This window comes from Microcystis aeruginosa FD4, from assembly GCF_009792235.1.
Taxonomy (GTDB): Bacteria; Cyanobacteriota; Cyanobacteriia; order Cyanobacteriales; family Microcystaceae; genus Microcystis; species Microcystis viridis.
In genome coordinates, this window is the sequence record NZ_CP046973.1 from 2,127,181 (window position 1) to 2,143,558 (window position 16,378).

The window sequence follows — 16,378 nt, forward strand, 5'->3', positions numbered from 1 at the left end:
GATCAAATGACCTATACTGTAATTACCTTTGCTCCTGTGCAAGGATTCATCGAAAAATCCCGTAAACTAAGAGATTTATACGGTGGTTCTTTTTTATTATCATATCTTGCCGATTCTATCTGTCAGGCAGCGGATCAATATCCTGAATGTAGCCTTATTTCTCCCGCTTTAATTGAGGTTAAAAGAGGAACTCCCAACCAAATCTTAATCGCGGGTAATTTTCCCAAAAAAGAGGCCGAACAAGTCTTCAATGACTCATGGCAAAAAGTAGTTAATAAGTGTCGGGTTTGGATTGAACAAAATCTGCCACAATACAATTATACTTGGCGACGAGAATGGAACCTATGGATTAATCATACTTGGGAATTCTTCTGGGTGCAAGAAGACTCGATCGATTGTGCGTTTAAAAGTCTGCAACAGAAAAAATATCAACGGGATTGGACGGGAATTAATTGGCAAGGAGAAAGTTCTAGCTTATCTGGTTCTGATGCCATTGTTTGGTATGGAATGACGGATCAAACCCATCCTTTATATTCTAGTATCTCCCAACAAAATCAGCAAATCACCGAATTTTATCAGCAATTAAGTCAAAAACTTTCTGAGGCTATTCTCGATGAAAACGAACGTCTTAGCATTCCCGAATTAGTCAAACGCATGATTACATTATATGATATTGGCAAGCCTTTAAACCTAGAACTTCCTAAAAAATTTGTAGAACTAAATCGCTACGAGGAAAAATTCTATACAGGATGGTTTCAAGGGGACGGTGACGGGATGGGAACCTACCTAAAAAATCTGTCCATCTCCTCAAGAAAAGAATTTAGTCAAAGAATGCGACAATGGGGAGAAGAACTAGAAAATTATCTTAACTTTGGTCGCATTATTTATGCGGGAGGAGATGACTTTTTAGGAGTTTTGTTTCGACAAAAATCAGAACCAAAATTAACCCTACAAGATTGTCTCTATTGGTTTGATAAATTTCATCGAGAAATCTGGACAAAACATGGTTATTCTCAGGATATAACTGTTAGCGTCGGTTTCGTTTGGGCAGCTTCAGGAGTTCCTCAGCGAGACATATTGCAACATTGCCGCGAAGCCGAAAAATCCGCTAAAAATCAAGGTAAAAATCGTCTAGCTGTGCGAATCCTTTTTAACAGTGGTAACTATTTAGAGTGGGTTTGTCCGTGGCAAAACTTAAAAGATATCCTCGACAGTTATTGCGATCGCAGTGGGGGTAAAAACTGGACACATTTCTATAATGATATAGCAACTTTAGAAAATCGCCGCGCTTTTACCGATGATAATCATCATATTACCAATGCAGTTTTTAACCTTTATTTTAATCAAAATATACCCATCGATATCACCTCTCACCAAGATAAAAATAACTGGGTAATTAACCTCTCCAAAGTTGCCAATCATCTCACCTAAAAATAGAAAAATGCTGCCATATCTGATCATAATTAAACCTTTGGGATTTCTCTACGGTAGTGCCGGTCCGTTTCTGTCTCCAGAAAATCTAGTCGGACGTTCAGGAAATCGTTTTCCCCCCACTGCTGCCACAGTTTCGGGACTATTTGCTCACAGTAATCCCACCAATGTTCGCGATTTACAAATTGCCGGCCCTTTTTGGGCAAACAGTGAACAACCAGATAACTTTTTTGTCCCCACTCCCTTTATTTATCTAGCGAAAAAACCCCTAGCAAATTATTTTCAAGAGCAAGAAAGTAACGACAATGGGAAAATTCAACACACCTTAACATGGCAAGAAAAATGGCAAGAGAAAGACGGTAAACAAATTGAGGGAAAATTCGATCGAGATAGTTGGATTCCTATCAACCAATGGTATAATCCTCAAAAAGCCTATTGTTCCCCGTGGCAATATCATCCCCATCTCCATCCGCGTTTGTTAGAGGAGCAAAGAAAGGTAGAAACCGGGGAATTATTCCTCGAAAATGCCGTCCAGTTACATCCAGATGCTTGTCTAGTTTATTTGGCTAATCAACCCCTAGAAAATGGCTGGTATCGCTTTGGTGGTGAATCCCATCTAGTGGAAATTAAATCACTTGAATTAAGCAGCCATCTACAGACTTTATTTAATCAAGATGTCGGTCAATATTTTGCCCTCATTACTCCTGCAATCTGGGGAACAAATCGCCTATCAACTCGCAATCCCAGCGATTGGGAATTAGAAACCCTCAACACCGAAAGACCAATAACCTATCGTTATCGATTCGGAGGAAAAGATAAATTTAAGCGCTTATCTAGGGGACGCTATGCAGTTCCCGCAGGAACAGTTTATCGCTTAAAAAACCCCTTACCATCTTGGCACAATTGGCAAGAATCTTGGTTCCCCACCGAAGGAGTTTCCCTCAAACGTTGGGGCTGCGGATTAGCTTTACCCTTAGAAAATATTGCCAAATAAAGCCTATAATTATTGAGTAGGGTAAATTAGACGAGAATAACTGATACTAAATCCGTTGAGTATAGGCTACATATCAGGACAGGCACTCATGCAAAAGGTTGAATAAATAATCAGTTTTTAATAACCAGATTTAGTATGATAGCTATGGCAAAACTAAAAACCAGATTTCCTCGAAAAGCTTTATTAGGTTATCGAAAAAGTGGTAATAATCAAAGCTCACAAATTAGCGAAAATAAAATTCTGTGTATGTTTTTGATTTTTTGGTAGAAGATGCCTTTAAAAACCCTTCTTCTCTTACTCCTTATACAGAGGAAATGGCTAAAGAAATGGATGAATTATTAAAGGGTGTTGAAATTGATTGGGACTAAACGTATAACTTTGTACTGCCCTAATAGTCTAAATACCACCATAAAATATTAACAAAATCTTAGAAAATCCTGATATTAATGCTAACCTAGTTTAGAATAATCCCTAAGCATCTAAAATACTCACTTTTACCCAAAAATGTATCACAAAAGTTATGGCATACTTGAAACCCTAGCACCGCTTCATGTGGGAGCAACCGCAGGAGAAGAAACAGGTAATCTTAACCTCATTTTTCGCGATCAATTTACCCAAACAGCAATTATCCCCGGTAGTTCTATTCGCGGCCGTTTTCGTGCCGATATGAACAATATAGATGAAAAACGTACATGGTACGGACACGAAGCAATCCCAGGACAAGAAGACGGAGGAACCACCGAAGCAAAAGTTAAATTTGAATATGCTTCCCTCGTTTGGTTGCCGGTATTTTGTCCAGGACAGCCGATAATTTGGGTCACTTCTCCCCTATTATTAAAACGCTACAAACAAATCACGGGAATCTCTGCAAAAGTACCCAATCCTTATACTGCTTCCCCTAGCTTACAAGCGCGAGTAGTGCAGGGAGTTAACCGCAATAGCAAAGTTTTATTTTTTAACTTAGGATTTCTCGAAATTGAACAATTAGAGGAGCTTTCTTCGTGGATTCCCTCGCAAGCGGATTTAAAAGCTTCTCAATTAGTCGTCGTTGATGATAACGATATATCCATGCTGCACGATATGGCACTCTACCGACAAAGCCGGGTTAAACTACTAGAAGATCAGAAAAAAGTCGATACAGAAAAGGGAGCTTTTTTCAATGTGGAAGCTTTACCCGTGGGTAGTGTTTTAGTTTTTCCCATTGCTTGCAAAGAAAGAGGATGGCAACCTTTTGGAGAATCGGTAAATCAAAAAGAATTATATTTCGGAGGATTAGAATCCATCGGTTTTGGTCGTTGCCAAGTTACTATTTTAAACTACGCTAATCAATAATTACATTTTATCTAATATTATGGCTTGGAAAGAATACAATCTCGATCGCATTGCTCAGAAATTAGTTCTGGCTGCCAAACTACGAGACCGAGATTCTCTCAATCAATCTTTTAAAATGCGTGAATCCGTTTCCTATGGACTAGAAAGATTTTGGGGTGAGCATCTGCGCTTACAATCTAAGGAACCCAATAAAGCACAATACTGGAAAGAAACTTGGGATAAATTAGTCGAAACCATGGCAGAAGCTGGGATTCCTATCCCTAACGATACCGTAGAGGTAAATGATACCAAATCTGTTCAAGCAATGGCAGAAAAACTCTGGGAATTAAAGCTAGAAGACCAGAGAATTACCCTCGCTGTTTTAACGCAACTATGCGATTGTTTAGTTTGGTGGACCCAAAGATATAAAGGAACAAAGGAGCGATAAATTATATGGTTAATATTCCCGATATTGGTAACAAAATTCCCCTGATGTTTCGCGCACAAACCCAAGGGCGATCGCAATTACAATATATTGATTCTGAAAAAGATGAAAATCATAGCCAAAAATGGGTAAAAGAATGGATAGAAAGGGTCGATGAAAATTCTCCCCAATTTGGTGAGGAAGTAAAGACCAAAGAATATCAAATCTCGTGGCGATTCGTCACTAATGGGGGACAAGATGAAGGAATAATTCGGCCTGTAATGGGTGCTTATGGCATACCATTTTATCCCGGTTCCAGCATGAAAGGAGCCTTTTGTCAAGCTTGCACCCCCGAACAAAAACAACGTTATCACCTCGAAAAAGATAGCGATAACCCTAGTCTTTTGCGCTTCCATGGCGGTTATCCCGTTAATGATTGGACGGAAAATCTTTTAGATATTGTTCACCCGCAACAGGGATGGCAAGTAAAAACCCAAAACACTCGACAAAAACCCGGTGGAGAAAGTGGTTTTGCTTTAATTTCCCTCTATCAACCTACCCTAAAATTTGGCATTTCTAGCTTAATAGAACAACCGGATTGGGAGGAGATTTGGACTATCTGGGAAAGAGCTTTAGAATCTGGTCTAGGATGCCGTGTTAGTAGCGGTTACGGCTTGCCAAAAGACATTAAACCTTCAAAAGAACCTTTATATAAATGTTTTCTGAAAGGGCAAGGAATGGCTCCTAAAAGCCTCGATGGTGCAAGGGAATTTCGACCCAATATTTTTCGAGGAGCAATTCGCGGTCATGCCTTGCGTATTTTTGGCGGTTTAACTGATGCTAAAAATGCCGAAAAGTTAGTTAATCAGCTATTTGGAGGAATTGACGGAGAAGCAACCCAAGGTTTACTAGCGGTCGATTTTTGTGTCAAATCTCTAGACTTAGGAACCTTTGCCAAGGGTTACAACGAACCCACCTACACAGTAACAGGAGAATTACGCTGGATTCTCACCCAATCTCTCCCCGAAAACCAGCAAGAATCCTTAAAAAAATTAATTTGTTTTCTCACTCGTTTTGCCATGTTATTAGGAGGATTTGGTAAATCGTGGCGACGAGCAGATCATAGTATTTTCTATGAGGATTATTATCCTAATAAACCCTTAATTGGCTGTCATTGGCAATGGGGGGATAAAAGTTCTTTAATCAACGATAATAAAGTCAGAGATTTAACTCACGTTCATCCTTTTATCAAAGATGTTCGCACTATTGCTAAAGAATGGATGACCTTACAAAATATCCCCATCACTCCCAATAATAGTGCTAACTGGCGAGAAAGTTGGCATCCTAAAAAAGTCGAGGTTTGGGGAAGAATTGCTGAAGATAAAGATGATTCCCTAGCCATCAAATGGCTTCACAAAGCCTATCAAAAACTGGATAATTTAAGTATCTATAAAACCTCGGTGACAGGAATAGTAACAAAAAATATCAATCAAATTGGTCGTCTTTGGCATCGAATGTATCCCCAAAATAATCATCAATACCTAGAATTGTTAACAATTTTTCCTGATGACTCTGATGATTGTGCTTATTTTCTAGGTTTTCTAGACGAGAATAATGGTAAAGAGAGCAAATTTCAAAAACTTTGGCCGAAATAATCCCGTTCAAAGTTAAGTACCGCGCGCAAAATTAATTACACATTTCGATAAAGCTTTTGCCTTTTACCTCGACCAGATGCGGAAACTATACGCTAAAGTAGTAGAAAGGGTCAATCCTCAAGAGGATGATGTACGCTTCTATGGGATTTCCAAAGAAGCAGTCTCTAGGGTGTTGGTAATTGGAGGTTCTCCTCCTCAACCACCCCCAACTATTTATATCATCTAGCTTGTCCAAGAACTCTTGGCTGAAAATCGATGCACCCTCTCCCCGACTCCCAAAACCCCGATTCTCTGGTTGAGGTGTGTCGATTGCTCTCCCAGTCAGGGTTCTACCCTTTGGTATCGGGACTTTTACCCCCCCACTACCACCTTTTTACCCTATGGATTGCAGGTGCGTCGATTTGGGTGTCTGTCTTCCCCTCTCGATAAGGCTTTCCAAGGGGTACTCCTTACCTATTAGGTCAAATAGGATTAGTTGGAAACGAATAAAGCAACAATGCAAGGAAAGACGCCATTCCAAACCCCTTACCTATTAGGTCAAATAGGATTAGTTGGAAACAAGATGAAAACTGAACGTTACTTGGAATAAAATATTCTCCTTACCTATTAGGTCAAATAGGATTAGTTGGAAACGTTTTCACAATTTCTTCAAAATCCTTGCCTGATTCCGCCGCCCTTACCTATTAGGTCAAATAGGATTAGTTGGAAACTTTTTGGTGGTGATGATAATTTTTTCCAACTCACCCCTTACCTATTAGGTCAAATAGGATTAGTTGGAAACATTGGGATCGTTGTATTCGGGATTGCGGAAAGTATCCCTTACCTATTAGGTCAAATAGGATTAGTTGGAAACATTTGGAAGGACAAGCCGAAGCAGTGTTTTGCTTCGTTAAGACCTTACCTATTAGGTCAAATAGGATTAGTTGGAAACAACTATCGGTGATAATCAGAAAATTACCTTCTACATCAAGGCCTTACCTATTATACCATTTTTCTTTATTCGCGTCACAACGAATGCAGGCTTGGCAAGCATTCGAGCGTGGATGTCTGTCATGGATTTAGAAATTTGGTATTAGGTCAAATAGGATTAGTTGGAAACCTTTCTGATATTCACGTCCTCGTTTACTCTTGAAGATTGGAACTGACCTTACCTATTAGGTCAAATAACTGGACTTCCCCGTTGACAAAAAGCCATAAGGGACTTGCGTGGGAATAATATCCCAGCTTTGAAAATCACTCTGTAGAAGAACCAGACCAGCTAGATGGCACATTATCAAAGCGCAAGTCCCTTAGCTGTGGGGGTTCTCGAAGGCTCTCGCCCTACTTAGGGTGATCAGCAAACCTGATCGATCGGAGGGCGCAAGCTTTGCGCCCCTAGAGTAACGGATTTTGTTCACAATGTAGGAGCGAACTGCGATCGCACAAAAGGTGCATTATCAAAACGCAAGTCCCAGGGCGCAAGCTTTGCGCCCCTACAGTAACGGATTTTGTCCACAATGTAGGGGCGAACTGCGATCGCCCAAAAGGTACATTATCAAAGCGCAAGTCCCTTAAGGTCGTCGGTCGGCAGGAAATAAGGTGATAGGGTTTTGGGGTGATAGGGTGATGAGACAGCTTCCCCACACCCTGTCCCCAGGAAAAACTTTTTGCCGCAAACCCTAAATATTGGAGAGCGTGTTTTGGGCAATTTTTGCCAATGTTATCGATCCTCCTCATTGTCATGGGAAATAACTAATCGTCAATTCTTGACCGCAACTACCAAGACTCGCGGTTTTTATTCCCCTAATTGCCAGGTTATCTCTTCACCTGCTCGTAACGGCACCAGTCCGGATTCGAGAAAGGGCAATTCATCGGGAATACGCCAAGGGGTTTTGGTTAAGGTGATTTGTTCCGTATTCCGGGGGAGTTGATAAAAATCTGGCCCGTGAAAGCTGGCGAACCCTTGCAGTTGCTCGATTGCATCGACACTCTCAAAAGCTTCTGCGTACAACTCTAGGGCGTGCAGAGCCGAATAACAACCCGCGCAGCCACAGGAACTTTCTTTGCTGTAGCGAGAATGGGGTGCGCTATCGGTCCCTAGAAAAAACTTGGGATTGCCCGATGTTGCCGCTTGCAAAAGTGCCAAACGATGATCCTCTCGTTTCAAAATCGGCAGGCAATAAAAATGAGGACGAATGCCACCGGTAAAGAGAATGTTTCGGCTAAATAATAAATGTTGGGGCGTAATTGTGGCGGCGACATTGTTGTTAGCAGAGAGAACAAACTGGACCGCATCGGCAGTGGTAATGTGTTCAAACACCACCCGCAGTTTGGGAAATCTCGTTATCAGTGGGATTAAGTGCCTCTCAATGAACACTTTCTCTCGATCGAACACATCAATATCTCCATCGGTAACTTCTCCGTGCAGTAGTAGCGGCATATCCAGCTGCTCCATCGCTGCCAAAACGCGATCGCACTTACGCAGGTCTGTCACCCCCAAGTCGGAATTAGTTGTGGCACCGGCCGGGTAGTATTTCACCGCTTTGACAAACTGGGAGGCTTTCGCCGCCATAATTTCTTCGGGACTGGTATTATCGGTGAGATAGAGGGTCATCAATGGCTCGAACTGTTGACCCTCTGGAACTGCTGCCAGAATGCGCTCGCGATAGGAGGCAGCATCTGCCACTGAGCGCACTGGGGGCTTTAAATTCGGCATGATAATGGCACGGGCAAACTGACGCACCGTATGGGGGAGAACCGCTTTCATTGCCGCACCATCGCGGAGATGAAGGTGCCAGTCGTCGGGTCGAGTTATTGTGAGTCTTCGCATTGTTCTATCATACAACGGTTAGGGATGCCACCGCCATCACCCAACACAAGGGTTTTAGTTGATTTGAACGAACCCGCATCAGTCCCCAGCCTCTCTGCGGCGGTGATGACTGGCAGAGCGAACAGACTTAACTGTACGACTATTTTTCAATTTTATTGGTGAGAGTTCCCACTACATCAATACCGAGGGTTTGATGGACACTGGCGAGGAATTGATTGACGATTTCGGGATAGACTTTAATCAGGGTAGCGAGGGATTTACCATCACCATTATCAACGATATTAACTCGATCGAGGTGTAGGCGTTTAGGGATTTTGATCGCTTCTTCTAGGATAGTTTCTAACTGTTGAATCAAGAAAATTGCTGATGCTTCGCTGCCGGTGTTTTGCCAGACTTCCGCGAATAATTCGTTAACCAAGGCTTCAGCTTTAGCATTTTCTTCAAAAATTGCCGCTTGTCCTCTAGCGCGGAAAGTTTCGGCTTCCTGCTGCGCTTCTGCGGGTAAAACTTCATCTGCTTGCAGACGTAATTTTTCTAATTCTGCCCTGACCTGTTGCAATTTTTCCTCAACTATAGCACGTTTTTCCTTAGCGGCGGCGATAGTTATTTCTTCTTCTGATTTGGCCTGTTGTTCCAGTTTTGCCTTTAACTTTCTCAATTCGTTTTCTTGCTCTAAAATGATAATTTGATCGCTGGTTTTAGCTACGGTTGCCTGTTCCTCACATTCCGCGACTATTTGTTCAGCTTCATTGAGTGCATTTGATTCCGCAATTTCAGCATCACGCATGACTAAAGCGATTCTTTCCCGTCCGAGGGAGTTAAGATAATCCACGTCATCGGCAACATTTTGAATTTTGAGAGTATCAATTTCTAAACCGAGTTTAAACAGGTCTTGACTGACGTTACTGGTAATACTTTCGGCAAATTTTAGGCGATCTTCGTTCACTTGTTCGGGGGTCATTGTTGCGACTACACCCCGCAAGTTTCCTTCTAAAGTTTCTTTAGCTACGCGAATAATTTCTTCTCGATCTCGATCTAAAAAACGTTCGATCGCATTGCCGACTATTTCAGGTTTAGAACTAACTTTCACGTTAGCAATTGCCACTATATTCAGGGGAATATTTCCCTTAGAATAGGCATTTTTAATCTCAATTCTGATCGGGGTTGTGGTGACATCCATGCGTTTAACGGTTTCTAAAATTGGAATACGAATCGCCCGACCCCCCGATATCACTCGATAACCCACATCCTGTCTATCTTTTGATTTGCGTTTCATCCCACTCAGGATGACTACTTCATTGGGTTTACAAATACACAAAAAAGCATTGACAAACCAAATCGCACTAATCCCCAGAAATATCAATAAAGCAATGGGAACACTATCCAATAATAAATTGCCAGCACTGTTGTTATTATTGTTGTCGTATTGATTGGGATTGATTTGGATGAGATAGGAATTATTTTGACTATTCATAGTTAGTTACCCTTTGGTCTAGAAGAAATTAAAAATCGCCTCTAATATACTTTTCCGCAATGACTAAAACTTTATTGTCTTGGCAATTGAGGATAAATGCTTGATCACCGACATTAAATTGTTCTTCCCCTTCTGTTATGGCCACTATATCGATCAGACTATCCCCGACATTAACTCGCACTTTCCCCTTGCTATTTTTATCGAAGGGGATTTGAACAACTCCAATTAAACCGATGAGAGAGTGATAATCGACGATACTATTTACCTGTTGGTTGCAGCGTCTCAACTTGACCAAAATTAGGAGTAGAATGGCGAAACCAATACCTACCCCTAAAGAAATTACAACGATTGTGAGCAGTTGAGCATTCATAGTTTAGTTATTTACCGTTATGGTTGCCCCCAATCTAATTACCGTTAACTAATTCGAGACTTCGGCCATTTCAATCACGCGATCAGCATTATCTTTGACCAAAAAATTTAAAGGTTTATTGCGACGAACTTTATACTTTAAGCGTCGTGATTCCACCCGCATCAGAATTTGTTCTAAACAATCGTGATCAAAACAAACGTGACGATGACGATCCTTATAACCCGTGGTTGCCCCAGCAACGATGTGCAGTTGGGTATTTTTCTTTAACTGATACCATAAACCCTGGGGTTGATCTCCCAAAGAAGGGTTGGCAGTAGTCACAGCCGGATTACTAGACAGATAAAATGGGTCAATCATATTATTGCCCATCGTCTGCTCATAATTGTAATAGTAATGGAGGGGAACATCGGCCGTGGGTAAATTTAAAAGTCCTTCATAAAATTGTCGGGCTGTCTCCAAATCTGTCACCATGATTGTATGAACTTTTGGGGCGCTAGTTAGAAACATCCACATGGCTAAGGCATAAGCGGCCAGAAGCATAACCATAATCCCCTGGGTGGACAGGAGAGTATCAAGGGGTAGGAAAGCGCCGAAGAAAAGATGATTTATCAACACTGATGTGATCCTATTGTCTAAGAATTTCTATCATTCCCTAATTATAATCACGACGCTGAAACTTAAGTTAACGGGGTGGGGAGTGACCAAGTTCCGTACATTTGTATTAAAATGCTCCCTACCCAGTTTAAATGCAGTACAATTTGCCTCAAATTCTCCTATGGGATGAATAAGTAGCTGGTTATAATTAAATTAAAAATGGATTTTAGGTTCGATCCCCCTTAGTACTAGGGTTGATTCATAGTAGGGTTGATTCATGAATCAACCCTACCCTATAGTCCCCCCTTGATAAGGGTGGTGTCTGATAATTTTTAACGCCTACCTACTTAAATGATGAGATGATGACATTGGGGACGGAAATATGGGGAATTAGCGGAGATGAAAGCGTATATTGGAAATAGAGCCGTCCCTAGAAAGTGAGCCACTGTTATGAATTCTTTTGCGCTTCCCGTCTTTCTGCAATCAGGTTTAACCCTACTGGCATTTTTAGTGCTGGTTATCCTGATGGCTTAAATTTTAATCCGTCTGTGACTTCGATCGAGTAGGGGACGATCGATATTGCAGACGAGATTTTGATAGACGGTTAACAGTTGGTCAGCGATCGCCGACCAACTATATTGATTGAAGACTAAATCCTTGGCATTTTTCCCCCTTTGTTGGCGAATTTCAGGATTAGTGATAGCCGTTGCCAAAGTATTAGTTAAATCCTCAAGCTGACAAGCTGTCACCCATCCTGCGGCCGCTGCTGCCACCGCAGGATGCAGATCCACCCGATCCGAGATCACCACAGGAATTCCGGCAGCCATAGCTTCTGCGACTGCGATGCCAAAATTTTCATAGTAGGAAGGTAAAACAAATAAATCGGCCCTAGCGAGGAGGCTATTTTTGACTTCTCCGGTGACAAATCCGGTAATTGTCGTATTTTTGCCCAATATTGACCGCTCGATCTGATTTTTAATCCGATTTTCGTAGTCTCGGTCCTGGGGATTACCTCCTGCTAGGACAAAATGAAAATCTAGTCCCTTTTCTAACAACCTTTCTAAACTAGGCAGCAGTAGATCTAGACCTTTTTTCGGGTCAAGACGGGACATATAGAGGATGATCGGTTTATTTTGGGGAAGATCAAAACCCACCGATAAAGCTTGTGGGTTAAAAAAATCTACCCCTAGGGGGATGACAATATCCTTAGTTTTTATATTAAATCTTTCGGCAGTTTGACACTCCTGCTGACTGGTAAAATGAACTGCCGCCGCCGCCGCTAAATTGGTTTTTTCCAGAAAATTGGCATATATTTGTTTAAGTTGCCGTTTTTTTTGCAAATCTGCCGGATCGAGGGTGCCTAGGGGACGGAGAATATAGGGCAGTTGACGATAACGAGCGATAAAAGCCGATATACTGCTCACTGGGGAGAATAAAGCGTGAATATGAGCGATATCGTAATCTTTTGCCCTATTAGCCAACCAAGTAAACAGATCAAGGGAAAATTTATAGCGCCGAAAGGGAGAACAGGGAAAATAATAGATTTGATAGCCATTTTGACTAACAGGGACCCCCAAAGGCACATCTAGGGGTGCTTGTCCCGTGTCACCATTGGAATCGGTGGTAATAATAGTCACCTCTTGGCCCAGTTGGGCCAAGGCCGCTGACAAACCGAGTACCATTTGACTGGGGCCACCGTAAACAAGGGAAATCGAAGGAACAATCTGAAGAATTTTCATCTCTTTGGTGCAAGGGTCAAGACTTGTTAAGATCGATCAAGCCGTTCGCTCAAATTTACCACTTCTGTGGCTCTCATTTATGGTAATCGACTTTCTGCCCTTCACTATCAATATTTCCCCGGCCTTTATTGCCGGTAGCTGTCTCTGGTCTTTAGCATTATATTTGGGGTTAGCTGGGGTGCGAAATTGGTTTATAGAAATTTTCGATCGCTGGTTTAATTTTGCCGAGCGTTTCCTCTACACTTCCCTAGAGGAGTTTGAAAAAACTCGCGTCGCCAGGGAATCTCAAAATGCTTTTTATGCCTCTATCTTTAGTATTATTCCCTTTCTCATTCTCGGCGGTTTCTCCGATTGGTTAATCGAGATTAGTTTAGGAAAAAGTTGGCCGATTAGTGTCGGTATTCTCGCCTGTGTTGCCTCCGGTGTCTATGAATTAGGACGGCAGGATGGCAGCGGTAATCAGTAAACACCGGTCAATTAAGCTGTTAACTATCTCAATTACTACTTGGCGCTGCACGGGAGTGGCAAGTGAGTCTATTTTAACCCATGACTATAGCTCAATCTTTTCCTTCCAGACGATTTTTATGTTTATTGAGAGTCTTTTGTAGTAAATTCAAAACCTCATTAGCAATCTCAATAACTTGATGGGTTCCAAAACCGGCCTGAGTTAATTCTTTAAAAAAAGCCTTCGCGACAATTTTGGCTAATTTCGGGGGATAGGGATGGACAGCGATCGAATGTTCGGACTGAATTTCTGCTATTTCTCTAGTCACTGCCATAGCCACAAAACGAGATTTTAACATCCCTTGCAAATGAAAAATTTGCAGGGATTGGGCAGCCTGTTGAGCGAATAACTGCAAGATTTCTAAATCTAATGGTTCAAAATGTTTTTTGTCTAGGGGAAAACTGAGATTAATTACTCCAATTACCTGCTCGTTTAGGATAATCGGTACGGAGATAAAACTATTATTATTTGATCTTTTGGCATAACGGGCTGCGCTGGCAAATGGCGATCGAGTGATATCCTTAATTAGTAAAGGTTTTCCTGTAGTCGCTACAGTGCTGGCAATACCTTGATCAAGTTTAATTATTTCTTGTTCGGCTAAAGGTGATAGCTCATCGTAATGGGCAAAAACTTCTAGATAATCGGTAATTTCCCCTTTTAATTCCTCTGGAGAGCTTAACATAATTGAACAGTGCCGCGCTCGCAATTGATGAGCGCTCATACTAGCTATTTTCCGAAAAATATCTTCGAGATTTTCCTCAACATTCAAGACAAGAGCCAGAGTAGTCAATTTGGGGTTAAAATTATCCATGTATTCAATCATTTATTCAGTCCGAGTTTAGGCTTTCAGGGTGAGGGTGACATTCCTTATCTCCCTGCTTGTCTGAGTCTATAGCTTGCCATAGCATCTCAAGGAAGGGCTTTTTTACTCGCCAACTGATCTATTGTAGATGTAGGCAAAACTTCTGTGTCTCTCTTGTTTTTTGTCTTCCCTCTAGCTACTCTGAGATCTAGTAGGTCAGAGGAGTTTAACCTGACTGGAGTGAAAGATGGTGCGTTTTCTCTGGGCAATTTTGGCCGGTGTGGGGATGGGGTTAACAGTAGCGCCGGTTTCTTGGTGGTTACTCGCTTGGATTTCTCTAGTCCCCCTGTGGATTATTGTGAGATTAGGGGAAAAATCCCTAAAAAAACAGCTTTTATACGGTTTTGGCTGGGGTTTTGCCTACCATGGTCTGGCTTTATTCTGGATCACGGGAATTCACCCGATGACGTGGATGGGTGTCCCCTGGTTAGCTAGTTTGTTAATTGCCCTGTTTTGTTGGTTGTTTATCACTTTTTGGGGAACGGCGATCGTGCTAACTTGGACGTTAGTTATGTTTTATGTCAACAAAAGTGTTAATCAGTCATCTTTTAGGGATGCTCTCCTACGGGTTTTCATCGGTACTGCTCTCTGGTGTGGGTTAGAATCTCTCTGGAGTCAATCCCCCCTCTGGTGGACTACCCTTGCTTATAGTCAAAGTCCCCATAATTTATTGATTCTGCAATTGGGCAAATTATCGGGTTTTACGACGGTAACGGCGGCAATTGTGGCAATTAACGGTTTAATCGCCGAAAGCTTGCTCCTAATCCGTCAATCGCGGCAAAATCTCGCTTTTCTCTCTTTACCCCTCCTCATTTGTTTGAGTCTGCATCTCTGGGGATGGAATGTTTACCATAAACCGCTCGAAAAGTCAAGGGATTTAGGGATAAAAATTGGCGTAATTCAGGGCAATATTCCCAACACGATCAAACTTTCACCCCTAGGATTTCAAAAGGCACTCGAAGGTTACACCTCTGGTTATCAAATTCTCGCCGATCGAGGAGTAGATGCCGTCTTAACTCCTGAAACCGCCTTACCCTACTATTGGGAGAACTTAGTCAATAATAGCTCGATTTATTCGGCAATTTTAGCCAAAAAAACGCCGATCTGGTTGGGTGCATTTGGCAAGGTGGACAAGGGTTATAGCAATAGTCTCTTGAGCATTGATGGCGAGGGACGGGTGATTAGTCGGTATGATAAAGTAATTCTCGTGCCTTTAGGCGAATACGTTCCTTTTCAGGAAATTTTGGGCGGAATTGTTGATCGCCTTTCTCCCTTGCAAGCGCACTTAATCCCGGGAGATCCCGCTCAAATTATTGACAGCCCTTTCGGTCAAATCATTGTGGGCATTTGTTATGAATCGGCTTTTTCCGAACATTTTCGCCGTCAAACTGCTAGAGGCGGCGAATTTATTATTACTGCTTCTAATAACGCCCATTATAGCCACGCCATGCCCGCTCAACACCATGCTCAGGATACCATGCGAGCGATCGAAACCGATCGATGGATGGCCCGGGCCACCAATACAGGTTATTCTGCTTTTGTCGATCCCCACGGTAATCACCTTTGGTTATCGGATTTGGATAGATATCAAATCCATAGCGAAACAATTTATCGACGGGATACGAGAACTTTATATGTGCGCTGGGGAGATTGGTTAACTAAAGTTTTAATCATTACTGCCGGACTAGCTTGGCTTTGGAGAGCTTGGGATTAAAGTGACAGTGGTATACTTTTTCGTAAATCAACTGTTAAATAACCTAAGTTTTTGCCGCAATGAAAGAGCAATTTGTCAAGTGGTTGAATAGAATCTTAATATTTGATGTGTTTTTAGTGATAGCGGGTTTTCTCTGGTTTGCCGTGGCTGTTATCGGTGAATCCACAGGAATTCCCCTAGGATTTAAACTTTTTCAGCGTCTTTGGCTGCCTTTATTCAATCCTGCTATTAGTATTTTAATTGCAGGGGCGATTTTAAGCTGGGCGATTAATAAAATTCAAGAACGCTTGTCCCCTAAATAGGGGTTGCTTAATTCAGTTATCAGTGATCAGTGATCAGTTATCAGTGATCAGTTATCAGTGATCAGTGATCAGTTCACTGTTTACTGAAAAAAACTCCCCTACTTCTCCACTTCCCCACTTCCCCACTTCCCCACTTCCCCACTTCCCCACTTCCCCACTTGATAATTTATAATTCATAATTCATAATTCCCTCT

Annotated in this window: 17 protein-coding genes and 1 CRISPR repeat array; of the genes, 10 read left to right on the forward strand and 7 right to left on the reverse strand. The window is 41.9% G+C overall.

Translation table 11 applies throughout. From position 1 onward, the window contains the following. The first annotated feature begins 6 nt into the window (after positions 1-6). The 7 genes from GQR42_RS10810 to GQR42_RS27700 all read left to right on the forward strand — a co-directional run bounded on the left by GQR42_RS10810 (position 7) and on the right by GQR42_RS27700 (position 6,041). Entirely contained in the window at positions 7-1,431 is a 1,425-nt protein-coding gene (locus tag GQR42_RS10810) for a Cas10/Cmr2 second palm domain-containing protein (protein ID WP_158199987.1), read from the forward strand. Positions 1,432-1,441: 10 nt separating this feature from the next. Continuing rightward, positions 1,442-2,425 carry a type III-B CRISPR module-associated Cmr3 family protein gene (locus GQR42_RS10815; RefSeq protein WP_158199988.1) on the forward strand — a complete coding sequence of 328 codons (984 nt, stop codon included), beginning with the start codon at positions 1,442-1,444 and terminating at the stop codon, positions 2,423-2,425. A 242-nt stretch (positions 2,426-2,667) separates the two neighbouring features. After that, positions 2,668-2,793: a hypothetical protein gene (locus GQR42_RS29495; protein WP_257792630.1), complete on the forward strand. Its 126-nt coding sequence runs from the start codon at positions 2,668-2,670 to the stop codon at positions 2,791-2,793. A 136-nt stretch (positions 2,794-2,929) separates the two neighbouring features. After that, positions 2,930-3,757 (forward strand): RAMP superfamily CRISPR-associated protein, encoded by an 828-nt coding sequence (locus tag GQR42_RS10825; protein ID WP_158199989.1) that lies wholly within the window; start codon positions 2,930-2,932, stop codon positions 3,755-3,757. A 19-nt stretch (positions 3,758-3,776) separates the two neighbouring features. Continuing rightward, positions 3,777-4,184: a hypothetical protein gene (locus GQR42_RS10830; RefSeq protein WP_024969500.1), complete on the forward strand. Its 408-nt coding sequence runs from the start codon at positions 3,777-3,779 to the stop codon at positions 4,182-4,184. A gap of 5 nt (positions 4,185-4,189) precedes the next feature. Further along, positions 4,190-5,815, forward strand: a complete 1,626-nt coding sequence (locus tag GQR42_RS10835) for an RAMP superfamily protein (protein ID WP_158199990.1) — start codon at positions 4,190-4,192, stop codon at positions 5,813-5,815. Positions 5,816-5,891: 76 nt separating this feature from the next. Then, positions 5,892-6,041: a hypothetical protein gene (locus GQR42_RS27700; RefSeq protein ID WP_199273305.1), complete on the forward strand. Its 150-nt coding sequence runs from the start codon at positions 5,892-5,894 to the stop codon at positions 6,039-6,041. 221 nt (positions 6,042-6,262) lie between these two features. Further along, positions 6,263-6,746: direct repeats of the CRISPR family, unit length 36 nt; unit sequence CCTTACCTATTAGGTCAAATAGGATTAGTTGGAAAC. Between the two features lie 843 nt (positions 6,747-7,589). Here GQR42_RS27700 and pyrC read toward each other — a convergent pair. The 5 genes from pyrC to hpsP all read right to left on the reverse strand — a co-directional run bounded on the left by pyrC (position 7,590) and on the right by hpsP (position 12,801). Continuing rightward, positions 7,590-8,624 (reverse strand): dihydroorotase, encoded by a 1,035-nt coding sequence (pyrC, locus tag GQR42_RS10840; RefSeq protein ID WP_158199991.1) that lies wholly within the window; start codon positions 8,622-8,624, stop codon positions 7,590-7,592. A gap of 139 nt (positions 8,625-8,763) precedes the next feature. Further along, complete coding sequence (locus GQR42_RS10845; protein WP_158199992.1) at positions 8,764-10,098, reverse strand: flotillin family protein; 1,335 nt, start codon at positions 10,096-10,098, stop codon at positions 8,764-8,766. A 28-nt stretch (positions 10,099-10,126) separates the two neighbouring features. Beyond that, on the reverse strand, positions 10,127-10,468 hold the full coding sequence (locus GQR42_RS10850; protein WP_158199993.1) for a hypothetical protein: 342 nt from the start codon (positions 10,466-10,468) through the stop codon (positions 10,127-10,129). Between the two features lie 48 nt (positions 10,469-10,516). Then, positions 10,517-11,083 (reverse strand): glyoxalase-like domain protein, encoded by a 567-nt coding sequence (locus GQR42_RS10855; RefSeq protein WP_158199994.1) that lies wholly within the window; start codon positions 11,081-11,083, stop codon positions 10,517-10,519. Positions 11,084-11,592: 509 nt separating this feature from the next. Continuing rightward, the gene (gene hpsP, locus GQR42_RS10860) at positions 11,593-12,801 is read right to left on the reverse strand and encodes a hormogonium polysaccharide biosynthesis glycosyltransferase HpsP (RefSeq protein ID WP_158199995.1); all 1,209 of its coding nucleotides are present in this window, start codon (positions 12,799-12,801) and stop codon (positions 11,593-11,595) included. A gap of 79 nt (positions 12,802-12,880) precedes the next feature. On the opposite strand from hpsP, the gene GQR42_RS10865 reads away from it, so the two are divergent. Then, positions 12,881-13,267, forward strand: coding sequence for a hypothetical protein (locus tag GQR42_RS10865; RefSeq protein WP_104397237.1), 387 nt, complete (start codon positions 12,881-12,883; stop codon positions 13,265-13,267). Positions 13,268-13,358: 91 nt separating this feature from the next. Here GQR42_RS10865 and GQR42_RS10870 read toward each other — a convergent pair whose 3' ends face one another. Then, positions 13,359-14,117 carry a GAF domain-containing protein gene (locus GQR42_RS10870; protein ID WP_158202445.1) on the reverse strand — a complete coding sequence of 253 codons (759 nt, stop codon included), beginning with the start codon at positions 14,115-14,117 and terminating at the stop codon, positions 13,359-13,361. 238 nt (positions 14,118-14,355) lie between these two features. Between GQR42_RS10870 and lnt the strand changes: the two genes are divergently transcribed. Together lnt and GQR42_RS10880 are read left to right on the forward strand one after the other, a co-directional pair. Further along, positions 14,356-15,882: an apolipoprotein N-acyltransferase gene (lnt, locus tag GQR42_RS10875; RefSeq protein ID WP_158199996.1), complete on the forward strand. Its 1,527-nt coding sequence runs from the start codon at positions 14,356-14,358 to the stop codon at positions 15,880-15,882. A gap of 59 nt (positions 15,883-15,941) precedes the next feature. Then, positions 15,942-16,184, forward strand: coding sequence for a hypothetical protein (locus GQR42_RS10880; protein ID WP_002740130.1), 243 nt, complete (start codon positions 15,942-15,944; stop codon positions 16,182-16,184). 54 nt (positions 16,185-16,238) lie between these two features. Here GQR42_RS10880 and GQR42_RS29500 read toward each other — a convergent pair whose 3' ends face one another. After that, the gene (locus GQR42_RS29500; protein ID WP_257792631.1) at positions 16,239-16,361 is read right to left on the reverse strand and encodes a hypothetical protein; all 123 of its coding nucleotides are present in this window, start codon (positions 16,359-16,361) and stop codon (positions 16,239-16,241) included. Positions 16,362-16,378: the final 17 nt, after the last annotated feature.